The following is a 24767-nucleotide window of genomic DNA, read 5'->3' as shown; positions in this document are numbered from 1 at the left end:
GATCGTTTCATCTCACCGTCAGCTTCGTTTCATTCGTCGTTTTTGTTTTTCCGCCGTCGCTCAACGCGCGGGCTGCGCCATGCCCGGCTCACTCCATACCGCCTCCGGGACCTCCGCGCCGGGATCGAAGCGGCACACCATCGGGCGGAGCTCGACGGCCGGGCCGCTCGATCCGCCCACAGCGACCGCCGAGCCCGCCGCGGCCCGGAACAACCAAGCCTGGGCGAGATCGCCGGGGATGATCGCAGAGCGGGGCGCCCGTCCGATCGCTCGTGCCTCCCAGCCCGCAACACACGGCGCGGCAGGCGTACCGTGGAGCACCGCGGTGGAGGTCAGGAGCACCGTGACCTCGGGCGGGCTGGAGGGGCCAGCGGCGTCCACGACGAGCACGGGGTGGCGTGTGCCCGGGAACAAGGCCGTGCTGCCGAGGAAGAGCGGCGCCTCCTGGCGCGCGGTCGCCGCGCGTTCGGCGGCAGAGCACGGGCGCGGCGCGTCTCCGAGGTCGAACGGCGTCGGCAGCGGCTGAGCGGGGCCGAGCGTGCCATCCCCGCGGAACGGCTGGAAGATCGACCACGCTGCCGCGTGCCCGGGATGGGCGACCAGCGTCGCCACGCCGATCGACCGTCCTGCGTAGGTCCAGTCGGTGTGCACGATCCGATCGCGGTCCGCCGGCGGAGCGACCGAGACGGCATCGATCACCCACGCGGCGCCCGGGCCCGGCGCGGCGGACGCGCCGGCAGGAGGCGCCGGGCGGTGGGCGAGCAGCATCCCGATCATCGGGCCGTTCGACGCCTGCCGGACCATCCCCACGCCGACGGGCTGACCGTCCGCCAGGACCGCATCGGCGCGCACGTCGAGGCTGCCGTGAAGGCCCGACGCGGGCCAGGAAGGGAAGTCGAAGCGCTGGAGCTTCCCCGGCGGCTCGTAGAAGAACGTGAGCGCCGACTGAGCGCTGTCGGAGTGCGGCCTGATGAAGAGCCCGCGCAGCGAGACCGACAGGAGCGCGGGATCGAAGAAGTCGTCGGGGGGCGGCGCGCGGCGCGAGGCCGCGCCTCCCGGGCCGGCCTGCGGCCGGGCGCCCGCGCGCGGCTTTCGCGCGGCGTCGGGGACGACCTTCACGTCGCCGAGCTCGAACGGGCCGGCGTCGGGGATCGTGCCGCGGCCCGAGGTGCCATCCATCCAGTTCTCCCAGGCGACCTCGACGTTGCGCATCGGGGCCCCCGGCGCCGCCGCGCCGCCTGGGATCCGCAGGCGCGCCACGGCGTAGCCCTCCATCTGGGAGGTGACGTTGGTCGCGACCCGCGCTCGCCCGAGCCCCGCCGGCACCGCGGGCAGCAGCGATCGCGTGACGACCCGCGCCTCCCCGGCGCCGGACTCGGGGAGCATCGCGGAGACGACGTCGACGGCGCCGCTCGGGGCGCGCGTGAGCAACGACCACACCGACCGGCCGCGCAAGAGCTCGTCGCCGTCGGGCAGGCCGAGGCCGCTCGAGTCGACATGGTCGACGCGCGTCCACTTCGAGGACGGCAGCGTCTCGCAGACGATGGGCGTGCGCGCGGAAGGCTGCGCGCGCGGGGCCGGCTCCGGCGCGCGCGGCAGCGCGCCGTCGGCCTGGCCGCCCCAGCCGACGCGGGTCGCCACGTCGCCGAAGAGGCAGCCGCTGGCGCCGCATGTGATGGCGAGCTGGGCCTCGGAGACCTCGCGCGAGAGCGCCGGCATCTCCGGGAGCTCCGCCCAGCTCACGCCGCCGTCGAGCGACTCCCAGAGCGCCGCGACGTCATCGCCGCTGTCTCGCGCGCGCGACGCGAGCGCGAGCACGCGCCGCCCGAAGCCGGCGAGCGCCGCGCTCTCCGCCGGCGGGGTCGTCGCCGTGAGCACCCGGCCGTCCTCGTCGGCGGTCAGGTACGTGAGCGAGCCGCGCTCCGAGAGCAGCAGGCCGACGGCGCCGTCTTCCGCCGGGCGCAGCGCGCTCTCCTCGACGACGTCGAACCCCTCCGGCGAGGGACCGTCGCCCGGCCCGCCCTCCTCGTCCTCGTCCTCGGCGCCGTCAGCCTGCGGGGCGGGCAGCGCGGCGGTCGCGTCGAGCGGCCGCGGCGCGAAGGTCTCGCCCCCGTCGTGCGAGACGAACAGCGCGAGGCGCTCGTCCTTGCCGCGGAAGCCGAGGAAATACGCGGAGCGCCCGTCCGCCGAGAACGCGGGCAGCACGGCGGGCGCGCCGAGCGTGGGGGCCGCCGCGAGGGCGACCGCGGCGCGATCCTCGTCGTGGGCGCCGTCGTGGGACAGGAGGAGCGGCGCGGTCGGCTTGCAGCTGTCCGCGCCGTCGCTCGGCTTGCAGACGCCGGTCAGGAGCGCCGCGCCATCGGGCGCCACCGCGACGCCGACCTGGTCGATGTCCGGCGTCTCCAGCGTGGCGGCCGGCGACCACGCGCCGCCGCCATCGTCGCTGCGGAGCACCCGCGCCACGACGCGATCGCCGTCCGGCTCGGCGCACACCGCGACGACGCGCCGGCCGTTCGCGCCGAGCTTGATGCTCCCGCAGTCGCCCGTGCCCGGCATGGCCGCCTCCTTGAGCGGCCCCTCGATGGGGCCGCTCGCGAGGAGCCACGGCGCGCCGGCGTCTTCCGGGCGGACCGCCTCGACGTAGCGATCGCCGCTCATCGCCGCCCGCCCGATCGAGACGGCGGAGGCGGACGGGGCGCGCGGGGTCGTCACGTCGAGCTCGACGTCGGCCCGGGGGAGCGTCGCCGCGCTGCGGGAGAACGCGGGCGTGCGCCGTGGATCCCAGGTCGCCGACGCGAGGAGCCCCTCGGCGAGGAGCTCGCCCCCGAGGGCGCCGACCCGCGAGAGGCCCATCGTCGGGAGCGGCGCGCGCGACCAGGTGCCCCCGCCGTCCTCGCTGGCGAACAGCGCCTCCGGCAACGCGAGCACGAGCGCGCGGCCGCCGTCGGCCATGGCGACGCCAAAGGCGCGCGACGGGGCCCCGCCCTGCCCCGCGGCGCCGTCGAGCAGCACCGGCTTCCATCCGAGCTCCTCGCGCCACCGGAGCACGCCGCCGCCCCAGGTCACCCCGATCAGCGAGCCGCCGGCGCCCGCGACCTGCAGGAGCGGCTCGGGCGGAGAGAGCGCCCGCGTGAGCTGGCCGAGCGGCGAGGAGGCCTCGTAGATGGCGCCGCTCGCGCCGACGAACATCCAGGAGGCCGGCGAGCGCCGCACGATCGCGGTGAGCTCCTCCGGCGCAGGCGAGGCGCTCGTCCTGCCCTGGCCGGCGCAGCGCGCGGCCTGCGCAGCGGGCCCGGCGGCGCTCGGCGGCGGCGTGGACGTCCGTGGATCGGGCGTCACCGTCCATCGCTGCCCTCCCTGGGCGACGACGACGCAGCCGGCGCCGGCGAACGGCGCCCACGCGACCGCGGCGTCGGGCGCCGCCGGATGGTAGCTCCAGCGCGCGGGCGAGGTGTAGGCCGCGCCGGCGGCGTCCGTCGACAGGAGGGTGGCCTCGGCAGGGCGGGGCGGCTGCGCCGGGGCGCCCGAGCAGCCCGCGAGCGCGCACGCCGACGCGAGCGCGAGCGGCGCGCGGGTCCGCGACGGCGGCGCGGTCATTCGACCCAGCGGGCGACGAACAGGTTGGTCTCGCCAGGCTTCGCGCCGTGCCGGTTCGAGGCGAAGACGACGTGCTCGCCGGTCGGAGAGAACATGGGGAAGCTGTCGAAGCCCTCGTAGAAGGTCACGCGCTCGACGGGCGGCACGCCGTCCGCCGCCGGGGGCGCGTCGGAGTCGACAAGGTAGAGGTCGAAGTTGGGCATGCCCCGGGCGCCCTGGGGGGTGCTGAAATCGGAGGCAAAGAGGATCCGCCGCGAGTCCGGGAGGAAGTAGGGCGCGAAGTTGGCGCGGCCGTTCCTCGTCACCGGGCGCGGGTTCTGCCCGTCGGCGCCCGCGACGAAGATCTCGAGCGCGCTGGGGCGCACGAGCCCCTTGGCGAGCAACGCGCGGTAGTCGTCGAGCGCCGGTCCGGTGGGGCGGCTCGCCCGCCAGACCAGCTTGGTCGCGTCGGGGGAGAAGAAGGCGCCGCCGTCGTAGCCGGGCGTGCTCGTGATGCGCTTGACGTCCGAACCGTCGAGCTTCGCGGTGTAGAGGTCGATGTCCCCGTCGCGCGTGCTCGTGAACACGAGGCGCGAGCCGTCGAACGCGACGGTCGCCTCGGCGTCGTAGCCCTTGCCCTGGATGAGCGGGCGGAGATCCGAGCCGTCGGCGCTCGCGGTGTAGATGTCGAACTCGTCGAGCGGCCAGACGTACCCCTGCGAGTGGTCGGGCTTCGGGGGGCACGCCTCGCCGGCGGCGTGCGTGGAGGCGAAGAGGACGCGCGCCTGGGCAGAGGCCGCGGGCGCGGGGAAGAGGAAGTAGCCGCAGGTGGTCTTGCCCTGGCCGTTCGAGACCCGGCGGACCTCGCCGCTCTCCAGATCCAGGATGTACTGCTGGTCGCACTTGTTCTCGTCGCGGGTCGACTGGAACACGAGCTTCCTGCCGTCGGGCGACCAGTAGGCCTCGGCGTTCTCGCCGCCGAAGGTGAGCTGCCGGAGCTCGGCGAAGTGCTTCTCGCGCGGATCGGCGGCGACGCTCTTGCCGGCGCGAATGCGGAAGGGAAGCCACTCGGGCTTCGCCGTGGTCGTCGCCTCCGGGATCTGGCCGAGCGGCTCCTTCGGTCGGGGTTCCGAGGAGGCGCAGGCGGCGAGCAGCAGGCAGGCGAGCAGGGCGGGCAGCCTTCGTTTCATGGCGGCGCGACCATAGTACGAAAGCGGCGAGCCGTCGCGGGGAGGCGTCCGCAGCGGGTCAGCCCGAGGCGAGGCGCGCGGCGAACCGGGCGGCGGCGCAGGTCAGGGGCCGACTCGGCTGCTGCTGCCGGAAAATCACGCGCTGGCGAACGCTCCTGAGAGGAGCCCGTGGCCGTCGCGCTTGCCACTGACGAGGCGCACGCGACGGAAACCCGGACCCGCTACTCCCGGAAGACGGTCACCGTCGTCGGCGTCGTATGGCCACCGCCAACGCAGTTCGGGAAGCTGCCGTCCGACGTCGGAGCGCCGCAGATGGCGTCGCAGTCGCCGAGGACGTCGACGATGCAGCCCTGCGTGTCGACGCCCGTCCCGCCGCACACGCGGCTGATGAGCGTCGAGCCGGGCGACTTGCACGCGAACCGGCGCTGCTCCGGCGCGAAGAGGTCGCCGAAATAGGCCGCCTCCCGCCGAGGGAAGGCATCCCGCTCCGCTTGATCCGAGTCAAGGGCCTTGTGCTTGCCACGCATCGAGATGGGCACGCTTTGCCCGACATCGTTGATTCTGGCCAGCATGCAGGCCGAGACCCAGCCTTGGCAGTGAGCGTTGCACTTCCCATGAGCTCGGCCCCACTCGAGCGCAAGACCGATGCTCCCCCCGAAGGTATAGGTCTCGCCGTCCAGGGAGACCTGCACGGATTGCCCCTCCGGGAGCGCGCAGCTCGCCACGTACGTCAAGAACTCGCGAGCCAGAGGATCGCGCAGCGCGCTCATGACATCGCCGCTGCTCGCGATCGCGTCGGTCGTCAGCGGGTTGCCCGTGAGCGCTTCCGTAGCGAGCGTGTCTGTCGCGAACGCACTCTCCACGAGCGCGGTCTTTGTGAACGCGTTCCGCGTCCACGCCTCTTGCGCCACCGTGCCAAGGTCATCCTCCAGGGGGTCAGCCTCACCGACACAGGCCCCTAGACAGATGCCCCACAGACCCAGGAACAAGATTGCGAGTTTGAAACGGTACTGCATAGCCCCCTCCCCACAAATGAAACACGCATCAGGAGTTTCCTCAACGACTTTTCCGGAGGAACCCTAAAAAATCCGCTCCTGCGATAACGTCGTGAGAACGGCGAGGAAACGGTCGTTCAGGCGCGCGCGTGGGCAGCGCACGGCTCCTGGAAGAGCCGCGAGCAGGGAATCCCACGTGTGGCGAAGCGCAAGTTCATGGAGCGTCTCGGTCGCCGAGCCATTGCGCCGCGAGCGCAAGCGTCTCGCCGTTGTCGAGCGCAGACAGAAACTGTTCCCGGTAGCGAGGATTCGAGATCTGCCCGGCACGGGACATCACGCTCTGGCGCGCCCGCGCGATCGCGGCGAGCGCCTCGGCCTGCCGGCCGATCGCGAAGAGCGACTCGGCCCGGACGAGCCGGATCAGCGACTCCCCCTCCTCGACCGCGCCGAGCGACTCCAGAAGGGAGAGCGCCTCGCCGGAGAGCGCGAGCGCCTCCTCGGCGTGGCCCTTCCGGAGCAGGACCCGCGCGGAGAGGGCCCACGCCGCTGCGCGCAGCGGCGGCGCGCTCTGCAGGAGCTCCGCGGCCGCGCGGGCCTCGGCCTCGGCTGTGCCGAGGTCGCCGGCGAGCAGCGCCGCCCTCCCCAGGTACGCGCGGGCGATCCCCTCGGCCCTCGGATCGCCCAGCCGCTGGGACGTCGCGATCGCCTCCTCCTCGATCCGCCGGGCCTCGTCGAGATTGCCGCGGGCGATCATCACGTTGCCCAGGTTGCTGCGGGCAAACGCGGCCAGATCCGTGAGCTCCATCTGCTCCGCCGCGCGGAGCGCCGCGCGCAGCGCGGCCTCGGCTCCCTCGTAGTCCCCGAGCTCCATGGTGATGGCACCCAGGTTCACCCGCAGCGAGCACGCGTTGCGGCGATCGCCGCTCCGCTCGAACACCGCGAGCGCCGCCTCGATGCCGTCAAGGCAGGCGCCGAGATCGCCGGAGGTCATGGTGCGGAGGGCGCGCGCCTCGTAGAGCCGGGCGAGCACCTCGACGTCGAGCGGCCGCTCCTCTTCCCCGCTGCGCTCGAGGGCCTCGATGATCCCGTCCGCCACCGCGTAGCGGCCGCCTAAGGCGAGCCAGTTGGCCCCCTCGACGAGGCAGACGTCGCTCCCGGTCAGCGCGCCCTCGCGGGGCGATACGCCCCGCGCCGTCGCCACCCAGGACTCCACGCGATCGAAGGCCCCCTGCTTGCCAGCGGCCGTGACCACCCAGGTCACGGCGGAGTACCAGGACGGCGAGCCCGGCTCGAACAGCGCGACGGCCTCGAGCGCGCGCTGCTCTGCCACGGCGAAATCGCCACGCCACACGCGGGCCTCCGCGTCGACAAGGAGCAGCCCGCCCGCCTCTGCCCCGGTCGCGCCGCACGCGAGGCCGCGCTCGGCGTGGCGGATCGCGGCGAGGAGATCGTTGCCGCGCAGCGCCTGCTCCGCCGCGCGCCGGTACCACGCCGCCGCGCGCCCCGGCTCGGCGCCGCGCTCGAAGTGCTCCGCGAGCTCCGCCGCGTCGCCCTTCCCCTCCCCTTCGAGCCACTCGGCCGCCAACCGGTGGCCGAGCCGCCGGTCGTACTCCGTCAGCGCCCCGTACGCCGCCTCCCGCACAAGGCCGTGCCGGAAGCTGTACTCGGGATTGTCCGCGCCCGCCTCGATCGGAAGGCGGGGCTCGCGCGCCGCGGCCCGGCCCGCCGGCGAGGCATCGCGCTCGGGCCCGTCGCCGGGCCTCCCGCGCGCGGACGACGTGGAGGAGAGGCCTTGGCCGTGCGCGCCGCCCCGGCCAGGCTGCCGCCTCGGGGCGATCACCTCGCGCTCGACGAGCTCGGCGAGCCAGACCGCCACCTCGGCGTCGGCGCCGCCGAGCAGCGCGGCGACGCCGGCGGGCCGGAAGCTCTGGCCGAAGACGCTCGCCGCCCGGAGGACACGCCGCGCCTCGGGATCGAGCGCCTCGAGCCGCGCCTGCACCATCGCCAGCACCGTCTCCGGCAGCGCGGCCCCTCGCCCCTCGGCGGCAGCGCGGATCTGCTCTTCCAGGAAGAAGGCGTTGCCGTCGGCCCGCTCGACCAGCGTGCCGATCATCTCCTCGGTGACGACGCCGCCGAGCGCCTGGCGCGCGAGCCGCTCGCTGGCGCGGCGCGAGAGCCCCGTGAGCTCGATCTCCTGGACGCCGCGGCCGGCCCACAGCTTCGGGAACATCTCGCGCACCTCGGGCCGGCCGAGCGCCAGCACCATGAGAGGCGCGTCGCGCAGGTTGCGGAGGGCGCTGTTGATCATGCCGACCGTGGGCAGGTCGCCCCAGTGCATGTCCTCGAGGACGAGCAGCACCGGCTGCGCCGCGCACTCGGCGCGCAGGAACTCCTCCCACGCGAGGTGCAGCTGATCGCCCATGAGCACGGAGCTCCGCCGCGCTGCCCTGAGCGCCTCGCTGGCCTCGTCCGGGAAGGGCGTCCCCACGAGCTCGCCGAGGAAGGGCGCGACGTGGGCGCCGCGCTCGCCGTGACGACCGACGCGCTCGCGGATCTTGCGCTGCACCGCCGCGGCCGGCGCGCCGTCGGCGACGCCGAGCGCGCGGCGGAGCACCTGCGCCAGGAGGCCGAAGGCAGAGCCGGCGCTCATGGGGTCGCCGCGCGCGATCCAGACCGCCATGGGCTCGTCCCGCGCTCGGAGGCGCCGGAGCAGCTCGACGCGCAAGCGCGACTTGCCCATGCCGGCGGGGGCCGTCACCAGCACCGCGGACGGGGTCTGCTCCTCGATGCACTGGACGAACGTCGCCTCCAGGAGCGACAGCTCGCGGTCACGGCCCACGCACGGCGTCGGCTTGCCGAGGAGGCGCGGCACCGCCTCGAGGTCGTCGCACTCGCCGCGCAAGAGATGGCCCGCGTGATCCGACCCGAGATCGAACCGCGCGCCGAGCAGGCCGGCCGTGACCTCGTCGACGCGGACCACGCCGAGCCGCGCCTCGTCGCCGGCGAGCAGCGCGGCGGCCTGATCGATGAGCTTGCCGATGGGAGATCGGGCGGTGATCTCGGCGCGCCCCGAGACGAGCGCGACGGGCGCGCCGCCGAGCAGCACCTGCATCGCGAGCGCGCACCGCGCCCCCCGGGCGGCGAGGTCGGTCGGCGCGACGAGGCCGGACAGCACCACGACGGGAGAGCGCGCCTCGATGATCTCGAGGCGGCCCTGGTGGCGCTCGGCCAGGGCGCTGAGCGCGCGCACGCGGAGCGCGTCCTCGCCCTCGGACCGGGTAGCGTCGCTGTCGAGCGCGCCGTCGCGGGCGAGGAGGAGGCAGATCATCCGGCGCTCGCCGGTCGTCAGCTCGGGCGTCGGGCCGCCGATGGGCAGGGGGAGGCCGCGCCGCGAGGCTGGCGCGAGATCGCCGAGCGACCCGAGCTCGGCGGCCACGGCCGCGCCGTCGCGGGGACGGTCGCGCGGGGCCTTGGCGAGCATGCGCGTCACGAGGTCGTCGAGCGCGGCCGGGACCTCGCCGCGGAGCTCCCGGAGCCGCGGCGGATCCTCGAGGAGGACCTTCACGAGCACCGAGAGGCCGTCGTTGCCGACGAACGGGGGCCGGCCGGTGAGGCAGCGGTAGAGGATGCAGCCGAGGGCGAAGACGTCGGCGCGGGCGTCGATGGCGACCTCGCCGCGCGCCTGCTCGGGGGCCATGTAGCCGGGGGTGCCGAGCATCACGCCGGGCATGGTGAGCTCCTGGCCGGCGTCCGCGACGCGCACGACGCCGAAGTCGAGGAGGGTGACCTCGTCGACGGAGCCGCCGACGAGCAGGAGGTTGCTCGGCTTGAGGTCGCGGTGGACGATGCCGAGCCGGTGGAGGGCGCCGAGCGTGGAGGCGACGCGCACGCCCAGCGAGAGGCTCTCGGGGACGGTGAGCGGCTCGCGGAGCAAGCGCTCGGCGAGCGTCTCGCCGGAGAGCCACTGCATGGCGAGGTAGAGCTCGCCGCCCTCGGTCGTGCCGTGGGCGACGTACCCGACGACCCCGGGGTGGCGGAGCGCGGCGAGCGCGTGAGCCTCCCGGCGGAAGCGGTGCGACTCCTGCGGGCCCGTGCGCTGGAGGATCTTCAGCGCGACCGGCTCGCCCGTGAGCCGATCGCGGGCGCGGAAGATCTGCGCCATGCCGCCGGAGGTCGCGTGCCCTTCGATCTCGAAGCGGTCGGCGACGATGTCACCAGCGCGCATCAGCGGTACCCCCGAGACGACTCAGAGAGCCGCAGCGCTCGCCTGTGGGGTGCTTCGGACGAGCTCATCGCAGCGACCGAGGATATCCAGAACTGCAGCGCTCCCCGTCAGCAAATTGTGCTGTAAGCAAGGCAACGTCAGGGACCGCAGCGCGGTGAGCTCGCGGCGAGGGCGGATCCGAGGTTGTGCGCCTCACCACATACGAACAACGATGTACTCCACGTCTGCCCGAGTCGATTGGCCCGGCGCGTGTCCGTCCTTGGCGCCGAGTACCTCATCGATCAGCCTCACCCAGGCGCGCTTTCCGTCGAAGACCGCGACCAGCTCATGCACGGGGGCGGCGCCGGCGGCGACCAGCTCGACCGCGTAACGGCGATTGCGGACTTGCCGCGCCGCGGCGAGGAGCGCCTGCTCCGGGGTCTCGCCTCGCTGTGGCACCTTGAGCTCCAGCACGACGCCTGGACGGCCCGGCGCGAGCGGTCGCACGAGCATGTCCTCGCGGCCGAGGCCGGACTCGCGGTTCGAGCGAACGTCGTAATCGCCCTCGAGCTCACGAGGAGGCCAAGGATGAAGCCGTGATAGAGCTTCTCCGGCTCCCGGCCGGCGGGGTCCTGATAGGACATCACCGTGACGAGCAGCCGCTCGATCAGCGCCTCGAGCGCCGGGGCGTCGCCGCCGAGCAGCGCGCGGATCAGCGCCTCGGCGTGCCTCCGCTCGGGGAGCCCGCGCCGGAGCCAGGAGCGGAAGAGATCGCGGTGCGCGACGCGGACCTCGAGGTTGGGAGTGGCGAGCGAGGCGGTGACCTCGCCGAGCTCCTCCCGCACCGCCGTGGTCGGCTGCGCTGCGGAGACGCTGTCGGACCACGCTTGATCCAGGACACTGGCGACCTCGACCTCGGTGAAGCCAAAGCACGTTGCATAGCGGCGGTCGCTCAGGATCGACGACACGATGACGTTGTTCAGGCCGGAGAAGAGGTTCTCCCGGGAGACCCGCAGCACGCCCCCTTCAAGAGAGAGGTTGTCCTTGAAAGCAACAGAGAAGAAGTTCCGGGAGAACAGCGTCACCTCGTCGATAAAGCCGTTCAAGTAACCGGACTGGATGGGGGTGTCCTACCCGTCGATCAGGATGATCACCTTGCGGCAGTGATGGCGCGCGACGTAATCGGACAGCTCTCTCGTCGCGTTCCCCGAGAAAATACGCGAGGGTGGAGATGTTCAGTGTCTTTCCGAAGCGGCGCGACCGCGGGAACAGGACGACCTGCGCAGGATCGGCGAGGAGCTGGCCTATCAAGGGCGTCTTGTCGACATATCCTGTCCTGCGCCGCGCGACGGAGCTCGCGAAAATCGGACTGGCCGCCGGCTGGGACGAAGGGCATGGCGACTCGCCGCGCGCGGGGGCTATCGCTCGACGTGATGGGGTCGACGCTACCAGGGCGCGCGGGGGACTGTCCCCGGCCGCCCCCGGCGCGTCAAGGGCCCGGCCGGAATTGGAAAGTCGTCTGCTGAGCTCAGCGGCCTCGCATGTCCCGCATCCGCGCCGCCCCGATCGCGCCCGTTCCCGGCGCCGCCGCTGCTCCGCGTGGCCCGCCGCGCACCGTCGGTCTACCCTACCCAGGTGCGATCCCACGTTCTGGCCGGCTGCCTCGCGGTCCTGATCCCCGCGGCCGCGACGCTCGCGATCCCGCACGCCGAGGCCGCGGATTTCGATCCGTCCGGCCGCGGCAAGCGGCCCAGGCCGAAGGCCCCGAAGCCCGGCGGCAGCAAGCCTGGCCCCGCCGCGCGGCCGCAGCCCGCGAAGCCGCCGCAGGCGAAGCCGGAGCCGGCCGAGACCGGCGACGGGAAGCGGGGCGGCCCGTCGAGCGACGCGCTGATCGCGCGCTACACGGCCATCGTCATGAGCCAGCCGAGCGCGCCCTTCCCCCTCCAGCGCCTCGCCCAGCTCTACCGCGAGCGCGACGGGAACCTGAAGAAGCTCGTCGAGGAGTTCGAGCGCCGCGCCGCGCAGCCGGGGGCCGACGCCTGGGCCTCGAAGGTCGTGCTCGCCGGCGTCTACAAGCAGGACGGGCGCTACGACGACGCCATCAAGACCTACGAGGCCGCCATCGCGGACCGGCCCGGGGACCCGGCGGCGATGATGGCGCTCGCCCAGCTCGAGGCGGATCGCGGCGACAAGGCCCGCGCGCGCGCGCACTACGAGAAGGCGCTGCCGCTGCTCAAGGTCCCCGCGGACGTCGAGCAGACCCGGCGCACGCTGCTCGCGCTCTGCCTCGACCTCTCCGACTTCGAGGCGGCCAAGGCGCAGCACGACGCGCTCGTGAAGAACGCGCAGGGCTCGCTCTTCGTGAAGGCCGAGCTCGGGCGCGAGCTCTCCGCGCGCGGGCACCACGCGCGCGCCGAGGCCGAGTTCCGCGAGCTCGTGAAGGCCGCGGCCGGCGACAACCGGGCGCTCGCGCCGGCGCTGCGCGATCTCGGGCAGGCGCTCGCCAAGCAGAAGAAGATGGACGAGGCGCTCGCCGTGCTGAAGCGGGCGCTCGCCATCGCCGGCAGCGCCGCCGGGGTGCGGGCCGAGATCCTGCTCATCATGACCGACGCGTTCCGCGCCGAGGGCAAGCTCGCGGAGCTCATCGCGATCCTCGAGGCCGAGAAGGGGCAGGACTTCCAGCGGCTCGCGACGCTGGGCGCCCTGTACGAGGAGACCGGCGACGTCGACAAGGCGATCGGGATCTACAGGAGGGCGCTCGCGCTCGACGGCAAGCACATCGACACGCGGCTCCGGCTCGTCCACCTGCTCCAGACCGCCGGCGAGCTCGACGCCGCGATCCGCGAGTACGAGCTCCTGATCAAGGCGGCCCCGGGCAACGCGGACTTCGTCTTCGAGCTGTGCGAGACGCTCATCCAGCGGGGCGACCGGCCCAAGGCGCTCGCGCTGCTCACCCAGCTCGAGGGGCGCGTCGCGGACGAGGCCGAGACGCTCGCGGCCGTCGCCGATTTCTACGAGCGGGTGGAGGAGAAGGACCGGGCCCTCAAGGTGCTCCAGCGGCTCGCCGGGGCCGCGGGCGGCGATCCGAGCCACCTCGTCGACCTGGGCGACCGGTACTTCCAGGCCGGCGACAAGAAGAAGGCGCTGGAGACGTGGGCGCGCATCAAGCAGGTCGTGCCGAGCCGGGCGCGCGCCGCGGCCACGCTCGGGGAGGTGTACCTCGACCACGACATGGTGGCGGAGGCGCTCGCCGCGCTCCGGGAGGCGGCGCAGCTCGAGCCCGCGAACAGCCGCTACAAGAAGGCGCTCGCGATCGCGCTGGAGCGCACCGCGAGCGCGCTCGGCAACGCGGGGCCGCGCTACACGGAGGCGCGCGAGCTCTGGGAGCAGCTGCTCGCCGGGGCGGGCAACGACAAGCTGCTCGCGCGCGAGGCGCGCACCCACATCGTCAGCCTCTGGTCGCTCACCCACGAGCTGCCGAGCCGCGTCGCGCCGCTCGCCGCGCGCTTCAACGCGACCCCGCCCGACCTGGAGGCGGGGCGGCTGCTCGCGGAGGTGCAGCGCAAGCTGCACAGGCTGCCCGACGCCGAGGCCACGCTCCGGAGGCTGGTCCAGGCCGCGCCGGGCGACGAGGACTCGCTCCTCGCGCTGGAGCGCGTGCTCGTGCTCCAGCAGAACCTCCTCGGCGCGATCGACGTGCTGGGCAAGCTCGTCGAGGTGAACCCGAAGCGGGCCCGCGAGTTCTACCAGCGCATGGCGCAGTACGCCGCGGAGCTGTACCGCGACGACGACGCGATCCGGTACGCCGCGCGGGCCGTCGAGCTGTCGCCCGAGGACGCGAGCGGCCACCAGAAGCTCGGCGACATGTACCGCCGGCGGCAGGACTTCCCGCGCGCAATCGCCGAGTACCGGCAGGCGCTCGCGAAGAACGATCGGCTGTTCCCCGTGTACTTCGACCTCGCCGAGCTGCTGCTCACCGCGGGTCAGGCCGAGGAGGCCGACCGGCTCTTCCGCCGGGTGGTGAGGGCGTCGAACGACGAGGAGCTCGTCGCGCGCGCGGCGCGGATGTCGATGCAGGTGAACCTCGGCAGGGGCTCGCTCGAGGTGCTCGAGCGCGAGCTCCTGCCGGTCGCGGTCGGCAACCCGCAGAAGCCGCTCTACCGGCGGCTGCTCGTGGAGCTCTACGGCGCGATGACCTTCCCGCTGATGCAGAAGGTCCGCGGCGAGGGCCGCGCGGCGAGCGCGGCGGCGCGCGCGGAGCTCGCGAAGATCGGCGCACGCGCGGTGAAGCCGCTGCTCGACGCGCTCGCGGACGAGAAGGAGTCGCAGCAGAAGGTCGCGATCGAGGTGCTGGCCTACGTCGAGAACAAGGGCGCCGGGCCGGCGCTCTACAACTTCGCGGTCGGCCAGGCCGACAAGGGCCTGCGCGCCCGCGCGATGATCGCGTGCGGCGCGCTGCGCGACCCGGCCATGCTGGAGCGCTACGAGCAGATGCTCGCGCCGCGCGACGCGGCGGCGAGCGTGCTGCCGAACGACGCGGTCGCGGTCGCCGCGACCTGGGGCGTGGCGCGGCTCGCGGCGGGCGGCGGGCGGCCGGCGGCCAAGGCGGTGGCGCTGCTCGCGCGGCTCCTGTCGTCGCCGGCGCCGGAGGTGCGGGCGCTCGCGGCGGTCGGCCTCGGGCTGACGCACGACCGGAAGCACGCCGCGGCGCTGTCCGCGGTCGCGAGGGCGCCCGAGGCCGGCTCCGTGCCGCGCGCCGCCGCGGTCCGCGCGCTGGGCGAGCTCGCGGGCGGCGGCGAGGGGCCCGCGCTGTTCATGTCGCTCGCCGACTCGAGCGAGCCGGAGCTCCGCCGCGCGGCGCTGATCACGCTCGCGCGGCTCGGCGGCGGCGGCGGCGCGGGACCCGGGGGCGGCGGCGCCGGCGAGGCCGAGGCGGTCGCCGCGGGCGGGGCCGCCCAGGCGATCGCGGCCGGCGCGTTCTCGTCGGACGAGGGGCTGCGCGCCGCCGCGGTGTCGGCGGCGGTCGCGCTCACGCGGCGCGCGTACCCGCGCACGCGCGAGCCGCTGCCGGTGCCGGACGGCGCGCTGACGGTGAAGGGCGTGCTCGCGGGGCTCGACCCCGATCCGCCCGGCCCGGAGGATCGCGCGGCCGCGCTCGTGGCGCTCGGCCCGGCGCTGCAGAAGGCCGCGGTCGCCGCGGTCGCGACGTCGCCCGAGCGGGCCCTGGTCGTCGCGGACGCGATCCTGTCGCGCGGCGCGGCCGTGTCGGGCGGGGCAGGCGGCGATCGCGGCGCCGGCGGGGGCGTCGCGGCGCTCGGGCTCGCGCCGTTCACGGACGGGCGCGCGGCGCTCGCCCCGGAGCCGAGGCGGCAGGTGGAGGCCGCCGTGGAGGGGATCGCGGCGGCGGTCGTGAGCGGGTTCGTGGCGCTCGTGCGGCACCCGGCGATCGAGGTGCGCACGCGCGCGGTCGAGCTGCTCGCGACCCGGCCCGAGCCGGAGGCGCAGGCCGCGGTGGTCGACGCGCTCGGCGATCCCGAGGAGAGCGTGCGGCGCGCGGCGCTCGCGGCGCTCGGCGCGGTCCGGCACGGGCCGACGATCGCGGCCGTCTCGGAGCTCCTGCGGACCTCGTCGAGCTGGCCGCTGCGCGTGCGCGCGGCGGAGGCGCTGGGTCGGCTCGGCGCGCCGGGCGGGGGCGCGGGCGGCGGCAGGCCCAGTCAGGTGGCCGAGACGCTCGGCGAGGCGGCCCGCGCCGACGCGTACGCCCTGGTGCGCGAGGCGGCGGCCCGCGCCCTCGCCTCCGCGGACCGCGCGGCGGCGGCGCCGGTGCTCCGGCAGCTCGCGGCGAGCGATCCCGAGCCGCGCGTCCGCCAGACCGCGGCCGAGCTGATGCGGAGCGCCGCGCCTTGAGCCGCGCCGCTCCGCCCGGGCCGCGGCGCCGCGCGCTGCGGCTCGCGCCGCTCGCCCTCGCCGGCGCGATGAGCGCCGGCGGGGCGGCCGGCTGCGACGACCTGAGCCGGTTCTCCACGGCCGACGGGGAGGCGTACTGCGGCGCGATCACGCTGGGCGGCGCGTTCCGCGCCGGCCTGAGCCCGCGGGTGCAGATGCGGCTCACGCTCGACGCGGACGCGCTCGACGGGCCGGAGCCGCCTGGCGCGCTGTGGACCTACGAGGCGCCCGACGGGGCCACGTCCGAGCGGCGCCTCCTCGACGGCGCGCCGCTGCGGCCGATCGGCGCGCTCGCCCACGACCCGCTGTCGCGGCTGGAGTTCGGGGAGGGCCGGGAGCGCAACGCGATCTACGCGGTCGACGCGTCGGAGCCGGAGGCGGAGCCGCTGGTCGCGGTGCTGTCGCTGCGCACGGACGCGTCGGTCGAGGTCCGCCTGCTCCGGCCTGGCCGGGCGCCGCTCGCGTCGGGCGAGGCAGAGGCGGCGGGGCAGCGGCAGGTGTTTGGCAATTTCAGGCTGACGCGGCGGGCAGGGACATGCGGGTTCTAGGGATCGAGACATCGTGTGATGAGACGGCGGCGGCGGTGGTCACCGAGGGAGGCGACGTCCTCTCCGACGTCGTGCGCAGCCAGGTGGCGCTGCACGCGCCTTACGGGGGCGTCGTGCCCGAGGTCGCAGCGCGCGACCACGCGCGCGCGGTGGTCCCGGTGGTGCGCGAGGCGCTCTCGCGCGCGGGCGTCTCGGCGGCGGATCTCGACGGCGTCGCGGTGACGTCGCGGCCGGGGCTCGCCGGGGCGCTGCTCGTCGGCCTGCAGGCCGCGAAGGGGCTCGCGTGGGCCGCGGGCAAGCCGCTCGTGGGCGTCGATCACCTCGTGGGGCACCTGCTCGCGGTGTTCCTGCGGCGGGGCGGCGCGCCGCTCTCCGACGAGCGCGAGCGGCCGTCGTTCCCGTACGTGGCGCTGCTCGCCTCGGGCGGGCACACGGCCATCTACCGGGTGGATGGCCCGGCGATCGGCGCGATCCGGGAGCTCGGCGCGACGCGCGACGACGCGGCGGGCGAGGCGTTCGACAAGGTGGCGAAGCTGCTCGGCCTCGGCTATCCGGGCGGGCCGGTGGTCGATCGGCTCGCGGCCGGGGGCGACGCGGCGGCCGCGGCGGACGCGGTGCCGGCGCTGATGGCGCGCAAGGAGTCGCTGGAGTTCAGCTTCTCCGGCATCAAGAGCTCGGTCGCGCGGCATGTGGCGAAGCGGGGGCGGCCGGAGGGGCAGGCGCTCCGCGACCTGTGCGCGGCGTTCCAGGGGGCCGTGGTCGACGCGCTCGTGCAGAAGACCGTGCGGGCCGCGCGGGCCGAGGGGATCGGGCGGGTGGTCCTCGGCGGTGGGGTCGCGGCGAACCAGGGGCTCCGCGCGAAGATGGCCGCGGCGTGCGAGCGGCGGGGCCTCGCGCTGTTCGTGCCGCCGCTCGCGAGCTGCACGGACAACGGGGCGATGATCGCGTATGCGGGCGCGCTGCGGCTCGCGGCCGGGGAGCGGGACACGCTGGATCTCGCGCCGGAGACGAGGACGGCGCTGCCGCGGGTGACCCGCAAGGGCGGTGGCGCGAGGTGATCGGGACAGGCCGGTAGCGGGAGCGGCGCGAGGGCGCGGAGGACGCGGATCCTGTGTGTGTGGGGACATGGCGTCCGGTGGCGTCCGGTGGCGGACGGTGGCGGACGATGGCGAACGGTGAAGTGATGGCTCGTGCTGGGGATTACCTCGGACTTGTACGCTGCGGCGAGCCGTGGTCTGATGCGTTCTCAGGATTCAGGCCGGTCCGCGCTTGCCGTTCTTCCGGCCGCGCGGGACAGGACAGGGTGGGATAGCCCGCCCGGCGGGGCGCGAGGATTGTAAGCCATGCAGCAGGTTGTTCTACCGATAGTGCTCGGGTTGATTGCGGTGGCGTGCGGCGCAGGCGCCGTGTTCCTGTTGATGCAGGCCACGCAGCTGAAGCGGAAGCTTCAGGACGCGAACCAGCACATCGAGGCGCTCCGGCAGGCCAAGGGCCAGCTGGATCAGCTGCGGGCGCAGTACGGGCAGATCCAGCAGGCGCTCGAGATCGCGAGGAGCGACGATCGCCAGAAGGTCGACTGGCTCGACGCCCAGCAGAAGGAGATCGACTGGTACAAGAGCGAGCTCGAGAGCCGGCCGAAGATCACGCAGAAGCGGTACAAGATCCTGACGCTCGGCATCAAGTGGACCGGCAAGACGTCGCTCACGCTCAAGTGGGCGAATCCTCTCGTGGATCTGGGCACGCTGCAGGGGACGAAGATCGAGCGTTACGAGCGGACCGTCAGCCACGTTCTCACGAAAGAGGTGTTGACGGAGCACGTGTTCGAGGTCGGCGACTGGGGCGGCGAGCACATCGTGGACGCGCAGCAGGAGCTCATCATGGAGGAGGTCCATGGGCTCTTGATGGTCGTGGATCTGGCGGGCAAGGACGGGCAGAAGGTCGAGCCGTCGCGGATCCAGGAGCAGCTCCGGGAGTTTCAGCCGCAGTCGCTGCAGTTCTTCTTCAGCCCGAAGACGCTGGCCTCGTGCAAGGCGGTTGTGCTCTTCATCAACAAGTCCGATGTTCTGTCCGGGACGCCGGCCGAGGTGGAGCGGGAGGCGCGCGGGTATTACAAGACGCTCATCGACAGCCTGGAGCGGTACAAGAACAACATCGACATTCGCGTGCTCGTCGGGTCGGCGAGCTACGGGCACAGCACGCATCACCTGTTCTCGCACTTCGTGGAGAAGATCCTCCCGAAGAACGCGTATGATCCGCAGCTCCTGCAGCGGATGAAGCAGGACATCAGCGGTCATTCGGCGTTGTCGCGGACCGCGGCGCTCCCTGCCCCGCCGGTGCCGCAGCAGGTCAGGCCCAATGTACGGTAGCGAGGGCGCTTCGGGGTATGTGATCCCGCGGTACCGCGCGCCGGCGGACGCGGCGTGGTATCACGTGCTGCACGGGAACATCCCGGGGCACCAGATCGACTTCATGTACTGCCCGGAGGTGCCGCAAGGGCCCCTCACGACGACGCAGTTCAGCCACCTGGCGCGGCTGATGAAGTACATCGAGCCTGCGACGGGGGCGACGCACGCGTTCGCGATTGGCAATCTGTCGAGGGATGACACGCAGCACGAGCCTGGCCACGGGGCGGTGGGGCTCATCTTCGGCTTTCGGATCGGCGGGGCGGTCGACCATGCCGGGCGGGGGAACCCGCCGTTCGCGCACGGGATCGTCGCGGTGGATCGGGACCTCGGGTATGCGACGCTGCTGGAGGCGTCGGCGACGTTTTACCGGCACGTGATGAACGCGACGGAGCTGAACTCGTCGGCGGGCATGTTCTACCGCGAGTACGTGAGTGCGGTGCGGGAGGCGCCGGAGCGGGTGGCGCACGTGCTGGAGCGGTATGTCGAGGAGTTCGGCGATCTGCCGTATCTCCGGCGGAGCGGCGCGACGTGGGACTGGGTGGCCGACGAGGGGGCGCAGCCGAAGCGGGTGGTGATCGTCCACAAGCCGGATGAGCCCTTCGGGTCGATCGCGCTCGCGGCGGCGAAGATCGCGACGGTGCTGTACCGGTCAAACATCAAGTGGACGTCAATCACGAGCGGGCGGGAGGCGGATATCCCGGGCGGGGTATCGGTGCGGTTCGTGCGGGAGCGGGACGTCACGATGGAGGATCGGCACGGGGTGCTGATCCGGATCGAGGAGGTCTCGGAGGACGAGGGGGAGATCGCGCGGGGGATGTTCGGGGCCCGGCCGCTGGCCGAGGTGGAGGAGAAGCCGCAGTTCGGCGGCGGATGGCGCGAGCGGTTTGCGGCGCAGCAGGGCGGGACGGGGCCGGTGGGCGTGGCGGGCGCGATGCCGGGGGTGGCGCTGCAGGAGCGGCGGGCGCCGGGGTCGATGCCGCCGTCGCAGAAGGGCGTGGGGGCGGGGCCGGCGGGGCCGGCGTCGCAGCAGGTTGGGCCGAAGGGGACGCTGGTCATCGATTCGGAGAAGCTGCTGGGGAGCGCGGCGCTGGCGGCGGGGGTCGAGGCCGGAGGCACGGGGCCCGTGCGGATGGGCCAGGCGGGCCCGGGGAATGCCGTGCCGGCGCAGGCGGCGAGCGGCGGGGCCGGGCGAGTGGCGAGCGGCGGGGCGTGGAGCGCGCCGGCGGGGCCGATGCCGCCGGTGCCGAGCGTCGGGGGGGAGGAGCGCGACGAGATCCCGGTCATCGTGGAGAAGCCGGCGTCGTCGCGGACGTGGATCTGGGCCGTCGCGGGGCTCGGCTTCGTGGCCGTGGCGGGCATGGTCGCGGTGCTGGTATCGCAGGGGACGCCCGGGGGTGGGACGGCGACGCCGGAAGCGACGGGGCCGGGCGTGGCGGCGCCCGCGGGGAGCGCGGCGGCGCCGGGGTTGAGTGCCGAGGCCGGCTCGGCGGCGACGGGGTCGCCCTCCACGACCGCGCTGCCATCGCCGTGGGCGCCGCCGGATGCGACGGCGAAGCCGCAGGCGGGGCAAGAGCAGCCGCAGGAGAGTGAGCCTCAGTCGAAGACGCAGCCGTCATCGGGGCGGAACAGGAACACCAAGGTAGGTGGGGCCGCGACCGGGCGCTTTGAACCGAAGCCCAGAGGGGGTAAGGTGCCGCCGTCGCGCACCTCCGAGCCGCCTCTCCCCGAAGGGAAGCCAGACTTCTGATGACTCCGACGATGAAGAAGCGTCCGCTGCTGTGGTGTTGGAGCGTGGCCGTGGCGTTGACGGCGCAGGCGGCGAGCGCGCAGCAGCCGGCCACCCCCGCCGCCGCCGGCGAGACCGACGCGCTGACGGACAAGGCGCGGCAGCTTTACGAAGAGGGGAGACAGGCCGCAGCGGCAGGGAAATGGGCCGATGCGCATGCGTCGTTCCTCGCAGCGTGGGCCATCAAGCCGCATTATCAGATCGCGTCGAATCTGGGCGTGACCTGCCTGAAACTGGGCAGGAATCGTGAGGCCGCGGAGTACCTGACACGGTATCTCCGCGAGGCGCCTGCCACGAAGGTGAAGGAGCGGCAGAGCGCGGAGGGGTCGCTGAAAGAGGCGCTCGCGAAGATCGCGTCCGTCACGGTGCAGGTCGCGCCGGCAGGGGCGGAGGTGACCGTCGACGGGGCGGTCGTGGGCAAGGCGCCACTTCTGGATCCGGTGTTTCTCGATCCAGGGAAGCATGAGATCGGCGCGAAGCTCGAGGGCCACGCGCCTGCCATGCGGCCGATTGCAACAGTGGCGGGGAGCACGGAGACGGTGGTGCTGAAGCTTGAGCGCACGCCATCCGCCCCGTTCGAAGGCAGCGTCGGCACGCCGATTCCTCCGATGTCAGAGGCGCCGCGCAACAAGGTGCGGACGACGGTGCTTCTGGGCGGTGGGATCGCGGCCGGCGCTGGCGTAGCGGCGGGCGTGGTGCTCACGGTGCTGGCCAACGGGCGGGCGGGTGACGCCGAGACGCTGAGGCAAGAATTGATCAGGGACGGCGACGGGTCCGCGCTCTGCCCTGACATCAACCCGCCCAAATGCGCAGAGCTGAAGGACACCGTCTTCGCCAAGGTGGATCTCACGAACTCAGCGTTCTGGAGCTTCGTGGCGGGCGGAGCTATCGGGGTTGGGACGCTTGTTTATGGGCTCGTGACGATGAGGCCGGCCGCGTCACCTCCGATCGTACAGGTGGTACCGTTCGTGGGAACGGAGGCCTCCGGGCTCGTCGTCCGTGGGGAATTTTGAGCTGACGCGCGTGGAAGGGAGCAGGTTCAAAATGCGTCATCGTGCCCGTCTCGCTTCTGTGCTCTTTCTGGCGGTAGCAGCCATGGGCGCCGAGGCGGTCGGATGCGTGTCCCGCTACGATCCAGCCGAGGGTTGCGAAGGCCCTGCTTGCACCGCGGGAGGTGGTGCGGGTGGCCAACCCGACCCGACGAAGAACTGTGATCTCACCGACAAGAGCTTGCCTCCGGACGGGTCATGTGGGGTCTTCGTGAGGTCGAGCGCGGCCGGCGGTGGGGACGGCAGCAAAGAGCGGCCGTTCCAGAGCTTCACCGAGGCAGCCGCGAAGAGCCCGAAGCGGGTCTATGCGTGCGGTGAGACGGGAGAGACGTATGCCGAGACCACCGGCGTGATCTTCGCCGACGGAGTGAAGATCTACGGCGGCTTTGAGGCCTGCGACGGAGCCTGGACGTGGTCCACCGAGGCGCGGGCGACGCTCCAGGGACCGGCTGACGCCGTTGCCCTCACGCTGAACGGCGGCAACAGCCGGCTCGAGAACGTCGACGTCGTCGCCGCGAACGCCAGCGCCGCGGACGCCGACGCCCCGGGGAGGTCGTCGATCGCGCTGCTGGCGAACGGCGGGACGGTCGCCCTCGTCAATGGCAGGATCGAGGCTGGCAATGCCACGAACGGAGCGCAGGCTGGCGCCATCGCGCGCGATCCGATGCTCGACGGCATCGGCGGCGATCCGGGCCTGGCGGTATGCAGCCCAGGAGCGACGCACGATGGCCCAGCGGGTCCAGTCACACGGTGTGCGGATGGGCAATCCGAAGGAGGAAAAGGGGGCGATGGCGGTACCGTGATGGGTACGGTTGCAAGCCCCGTGCTGTCCGACGCCGGCGACGGCACGTCCGGTAAGCCGGCCCCATCTGGGTCGGCCCCAAAAGGAGCAGGCGGCACCCGAGAAACGGCTGACCAGATATGCACCAACGGCGAGGATGGCTCCCCCGGTGAGCCTGGTGAGCCAGCCGGTCCTTCCGAAGGCCTGGGCACCATCGATGCGAATGGCTACACCGGTGCGCTCGCACTGCGAGGTGGCACAGGCAGGCCCGGTCAAGGCGGGGGCGGCGGCGGTGGCGCCAGGGGAACTGCGGCGGCGTGTGAGGGCAGCCCAACCAAGCTTCTGCTGCCCGGCGCGAGCGGCGGCGCAGGCGGCAGCGGGGGTTGTGGGGGTCAAGGCGGCCACGCGGGGCATCCCGGGGGCTCCAGCATCGCGTTGGTTGTTATCGACGCCACGATCTCCCTCGACGGAGTAAGCCTGGTTTCTGGCAACGCTGGGGATGGTGGGCCCGGAGGCGATGGCCAGCTCGGTGGAAACGGAAGTTCAGGCGGCGACCCCGGAGCCCGGGCAGGCGATGCTGAGGATAGTTGCGCGGGTGGGCGCGGTGGCCGGGGCGGCAAGGGGGGTCCCGGCGGTGGTGGTCATGGCGGTCACTCTCTCGGCGTCGCCTTTCGGGGTGGAGAGCTCCGGGGAATCAGCAACGCCTCCTTCACCCTCGGCCAGGAGGGCACAGGCGCGCCGGGAGTAGGCACCGCCCCGAACAATGGAGCGAAGGGCGCCGATGGCCTCGCCGCCCAATGCTGGAATTTCGCAGAGAATGAGGATTGCTCGACGACATCGGAGCCGTGATCCGTATCCTTGAATGCGTCGTAACGCAGCACCCGGGGGGGTCTGAAGAAAATCGAAGGGAGGGGAGCAGCGGTCTCCGGTACTCCGGAAGGGCTCTTCTCCATCCAGGAAGCCCCAGGCCCAAGCCCGTTGCCATGCAGAAACGGCAGCAGGGCGGCATGCTGCGGAGCTGCTGCACCGTCACGCCCTGTGTGAAACGGGCCGACAAAAGCTTCCGTCACCACGCAGAAGAGGTACGGTTCGAGCTCCAGGGTGAGTAAAGTACCGCTGTACCCATCTTCCGAACCGCGGCACCCTGAAGCACCGCCGGACTCATCATGACGACGAACCGCCCGCTGCTGTGGACCTTGAGCGTAGCCATCGCCTTGCTGGCACCTGTCGCCGGTGCACAGCAAGCGGCCCCTCGAGCCGAGGCGCAGGAGAGCGACGCGCTGACGGACAAGGCGCGCCAGCTCTTCGAAGACGGGGTGAAGGCGGCCCAGGCGGGGAAGTGGGCCGATGCGCACGCGGCGTTCCTCGCGGCGTGGGGACTCAAGCCGCACTACCAGATCGCCTCGAACCTGGGCGTGGCCTGCCTCCGCGTGGGCAAGCCCCGCGACGCGGCCGAGTACCTCACGCTCTACCTCCGCGAGGCCCCTGCGACGAAGGTCCAGGAGCGGCAGCGCGCGGAGGCGTCGCTGCAGGAGGCGCGGGCGCAGGTCGCGGCCGTCACGGTCCGCGTCGCGCCGGACGGGGCCGAGGTGACGGTCGACGGCGCCAGCGTCGGGCGAGCGCCGCTCGCGGATCCCGTGTTCCTCGATCCGGGCCGGCATGAGGTTGGCGCGAAGCTCGACGGGTACGTGCCGCAGGCGCAGCCGGTCGAGGCGACCGCGGGCGGGACGGCGGCGGTGGTCCTCGAGCTGCAGCGCCTCCCGGCGCCCGACGCGGATCGCGCCGGCGCTCTACGGAGCGTCTCGCCAGCGCCTGGGACGTCGCGGGGCGGCGGGCGGACGGCGGTGCTCGTCGGGGGTGGCATCGCGACCGGCGTTGGCGCCGCGGCAGGCGTGCTCTTCACGGTGCTCGCGAACAACAGCGCCGGAGAGGCCGAGACGCAGAAGACTACGCTGCTCGCCAGCGGTCGGAACCCATGTACAACCCCGCCCGCACCAGCGGCGTGCGCACAGCAGGGCCAGGCGCTCGACGAGAGCACGCTGTACAGCAATGTGGCGTTCTGGAGCTTCGCGGGGGCTGGAACGGTCGGCCTCGGAACGCTGCTCTATGCCATTGTAGGCGGCCCTGAGGCCCGCGTGCAGGTGACGCCCACGGTGGGAATCAACGACGTGGGGCTCTCGGTGGGGGGCGCGTTCTGACGACGGTGATCCCAAGACAATGGAGAATGGCTGATGCCTCGGACTGCTCGTACCGCTGCGCTGCTCGTGCTTGGAACGACGACCGCCAG

Annotated in this window: 14 protein-coding genes; 8 read left to right on the top strand and 6 right to left on the bottom strand. The window is 73.2% G+C overall.

Features of this window, described 5'->3' with window-relative positions:
- Positions 1-60: 60 nt before the first annotated feature.
- From WMF12_RS08475 to WMF12_RS08450, 6 genes are all read right to left on the bottom strand, one after another.
- Positions 61-3597: a hypothetical protein gene (locus WMF12_RS08475; protein ID WP_437869915.1), complete on the bottom strand. Its 3537-nt coding sequence runs from the start codon at positions 3595-3597 to the stop codon at positions 61-63.
- Positions 3594-4766 carry a TolB family protein gene (locus WMF12_RS08470; RefSeq protein ID WP_437869914.1) on the bottom strand — a complete coding sequence of 391 codons (1173 nt, stop codon included), beginning with the start codon at positions 4764-4766 and terminating at the stop codon, positions 3594-3596. The genes WMF12_RS08475 and WMF12_RS08470 overlap by 4 nt, the downstream gene beginning before the upstream one ends.
- A 221-nt stretch (positions 4767-4987) precedes the next feature.
- Positions 4988-5629 (bottom strand): hypothetical protein, encoded by a 642-nt coding sequence (locus WMF12_RS08465; protein ID WP_437869913.1) that lies wholly within the window; start codon positions 5627-5629, stop codon positions 4988-4990.
- Positions 5630-5975: 346 nt separating this feature from the next.
- Positions 5976-9986, bottom strand: a complete 4011-nt coding sequence (locus tag WMF12_RS08460) for a protein kinase domain-containing protein (protein WP_437869912.1) — start codon at positions 9984-9986, stop codon at positions 5976-5978.
- Between the two features lie 192 nt (positions 9987-10178).
- Positions 10179-10478: a hypothetical protein gene (locus WMF12_RS08455; RefSeq protein WP_437869911.1), complete on the bottom strand. Its 300-nt coding sequence runs from the start codon at positions 10476-10478 to the stop codon at positions 10179-10181.
- A gap of 513 nt (positions 10479-10991) precedes the next feature.
- Positions 10992-11612, bottom strand: coding sequence for an AAA family ATPase (locus WMF12_RS08450; RefSeq protein WP_437869910.1), 621 nt, complete (start codon positions 11610-11612; stop codon positions 10992-10994).
- Here WMF12_RS08450 and WMF12_RS08445 point away from each other — a divergent pair.
- The 8 genes from WMF12_RS08445 to WMF12_RS08410 all read left to right on the top strand — a co-directional run bounded on the left by WMF12_RS08445 (position 11601) and on the right by WMF12_RS08410 (position 24678).
- The gene (locus tag WMF12_RS08445) at positions 11601-15872 is read left to right on the top strand and encodes a HEAT repeat domain-containing protein (protein ID WP_437869909.1); all 4272 of its coding nucleotides are present in this window, start codon (positions 11601-11603) and stop codon (positions 15870-15872) included. The genes WMF12_RS08450 and WMF12_RS08445 overlap by 12 nt on opposite strands.
- Complete coding sequence (locus tag WMF12_RS08440) at positions 15869-16459, top strand: hypothetical protein (protein WP_437869908.1); 591 nt, start codon at positions 15869-15871, stop codon at positions 16457-16459. The genes WMF12_RS08445 and WMF12_RS08440 overlap by 4 nt, the downstream gene beginning before the upstream one ends.
- Positions 16447-17517: a tRNA (adenosine(37)-N6)-threonylcarbamoyltransferase complex transferase subunit TsaD gene (tsaD, locus tag WMF12_RS08435; protein WP_437745091.1), complete on the top strand. Its 1071-nt coding sequence runs from the start codon at positions 16447-16449 to the stop codon at positions 17515-17517. Before WMF12_RS08440 ends, tsaD begins: the two co-directional genes overlap by 13 nt.
- 285 nt (positions 17518-17802) lie before the next feature.
- Positions 17803-18825: a hypothetical protein gene (locus tag WMF12_RS08430; protein ID WP_437745090.1), complete on the top strand. Its 1023-nt coding sequence runs from the start codon at positions 17803-17805 to the stop codon at positions 18823-18825.
- The gene (locus WMF12_RS08425; RefSeq protein ID WP_437869907.1) at positions 18815-20611 is read left to right on the top strand and encodes a hypothetical protein; all 1797 of its coding nucleotides are present in this window, start codon (positions 18815-18817) and stop codon (positions 20609-20611) included. The genes WMF12_RS08430 and WMF12_RS08425 overlap by 11 nt, the downstream gene beginning before the upstream one ends.
- Positions 20612-20622: 11 nt before the next feature.
- Complete coding sequence (locus WMF12_RS08420; RefSeq protein WP_437869906.1) at positions 20623-21663, top strand: PEGA domain-containing protein; 1041 nt, start codon at positions 20623-20625, stop codon at positions 21661-21663.
- A 31-nt stretch (positions 21664-21694) separates the two neighbouring features.
- Complete coding sequence (locus WMF12_RS08415) at positions 21695-23329, top strand: hypothetical protein (RefSeq protein ID WP_437869905.1); 1635 nt, start codon at positions 21695-21697, stop codon at positions 23327-23329.
- A gap of 317 nt (positions 23330-23646) precedes the next feature.
- A complete protein-coding gene (locus WMF12_RS08410) occupies positions 23647-24678 on the top strand; it encodes a PEGA domain-containing protein (protein ID WP_437869904.1) in 1032 nt (343 codons plus the stop codon).
- Positions 24679-24767: the final 89 nt, after the last annotated feature.

Source organism: Sorangium sp. So ce363 (assembly GCF_051520435.1).
GTDB classification, from domain to species: Bacteria; Myxococcota_A; Polyangia; order Polyangiales; family Polyangiaceae; genus Sorangium; species Sorangium cellulosum_B.
The sequence above is the reverse complement of the archived record's forward strand: the minus strand, read 5'-3'. Positions and strand labels throughout refer to the sequence as shown.

Bases quoted from the DNA above. Each gene is read 5' to 3' on its own strand.
- WMF12_RS08475 (WP_437869915.1), bottom strand. From the start codon at position 3,597: ATGACCGCGCCGCCGTCGCGGACCCGCGCGCCGCTCGCGCTCGCGTCG.
- WMF12_RS08470 (WP_437869914.1), bottom strand. From the start codon at position 4,766: ATGAAACGAAGGCTGCCCGCCCTGCTCGCCTGCCTGCTGCTCGCCGCC.
- WMF12_RS08460 (WP_437869912.1), bottom strand. From the start codon at position 9,986: ATGCGCGCTGGTGACATCGTCGCCGACCGCTTCGAGATCGAAGGGCAC.
- WMF12_RS08455 (WP_437869911.1), bottom strand. From the start codon at position 10,478: ATGCTCGTGCGACCGCTCGCGCCGGGCCGTCCAGGCGTCGTGCTGGAG.
- tsaD (WP_437745091.1), top strand. From the start codon at position 16,447: ATGCGGGTTCTAGGGATCGAGACATCGTGTGATGAGACGGCGGCGGCG.
- WMF12_RS08430 (WP_437745090.1), top strand. From the start codon at position 17,803: ATGCAGCAGGTTGTTCTACCGATAGTGCTCGGGTTGATTGCGGTGGCG.
- WMF12_RS08425 (WP_437869907.1), top strand. From the start codon at position 18,815: ATGTACGGTAGCGAGGGCGCTTCGGGGTATGTGATCCCGCGGTACCGC.
- WMF12_RS08420 (WP_437869906.1), top strand. From the start codon at position 20,623: ATGAAGAAGCGTCCGCTGCTGTGGTGTTGGAGCGTGGCCGTGGCGTTG.
- WMF12_RS08415 (WP_437869905.1), top strand. From the start codon at position 21,695: ATGCGTCATCGTGCCCGTCTCGCTTCTGTGCTCTTTCTGGCGGTAGCA.
- WMF12_RS08410 (WP_437869904.1), top strand. From the start codon at position 23,647: ATGACGACGAACCGCCCGCTGCTGTGGACCTTGAGCGTAGCCATCGCC.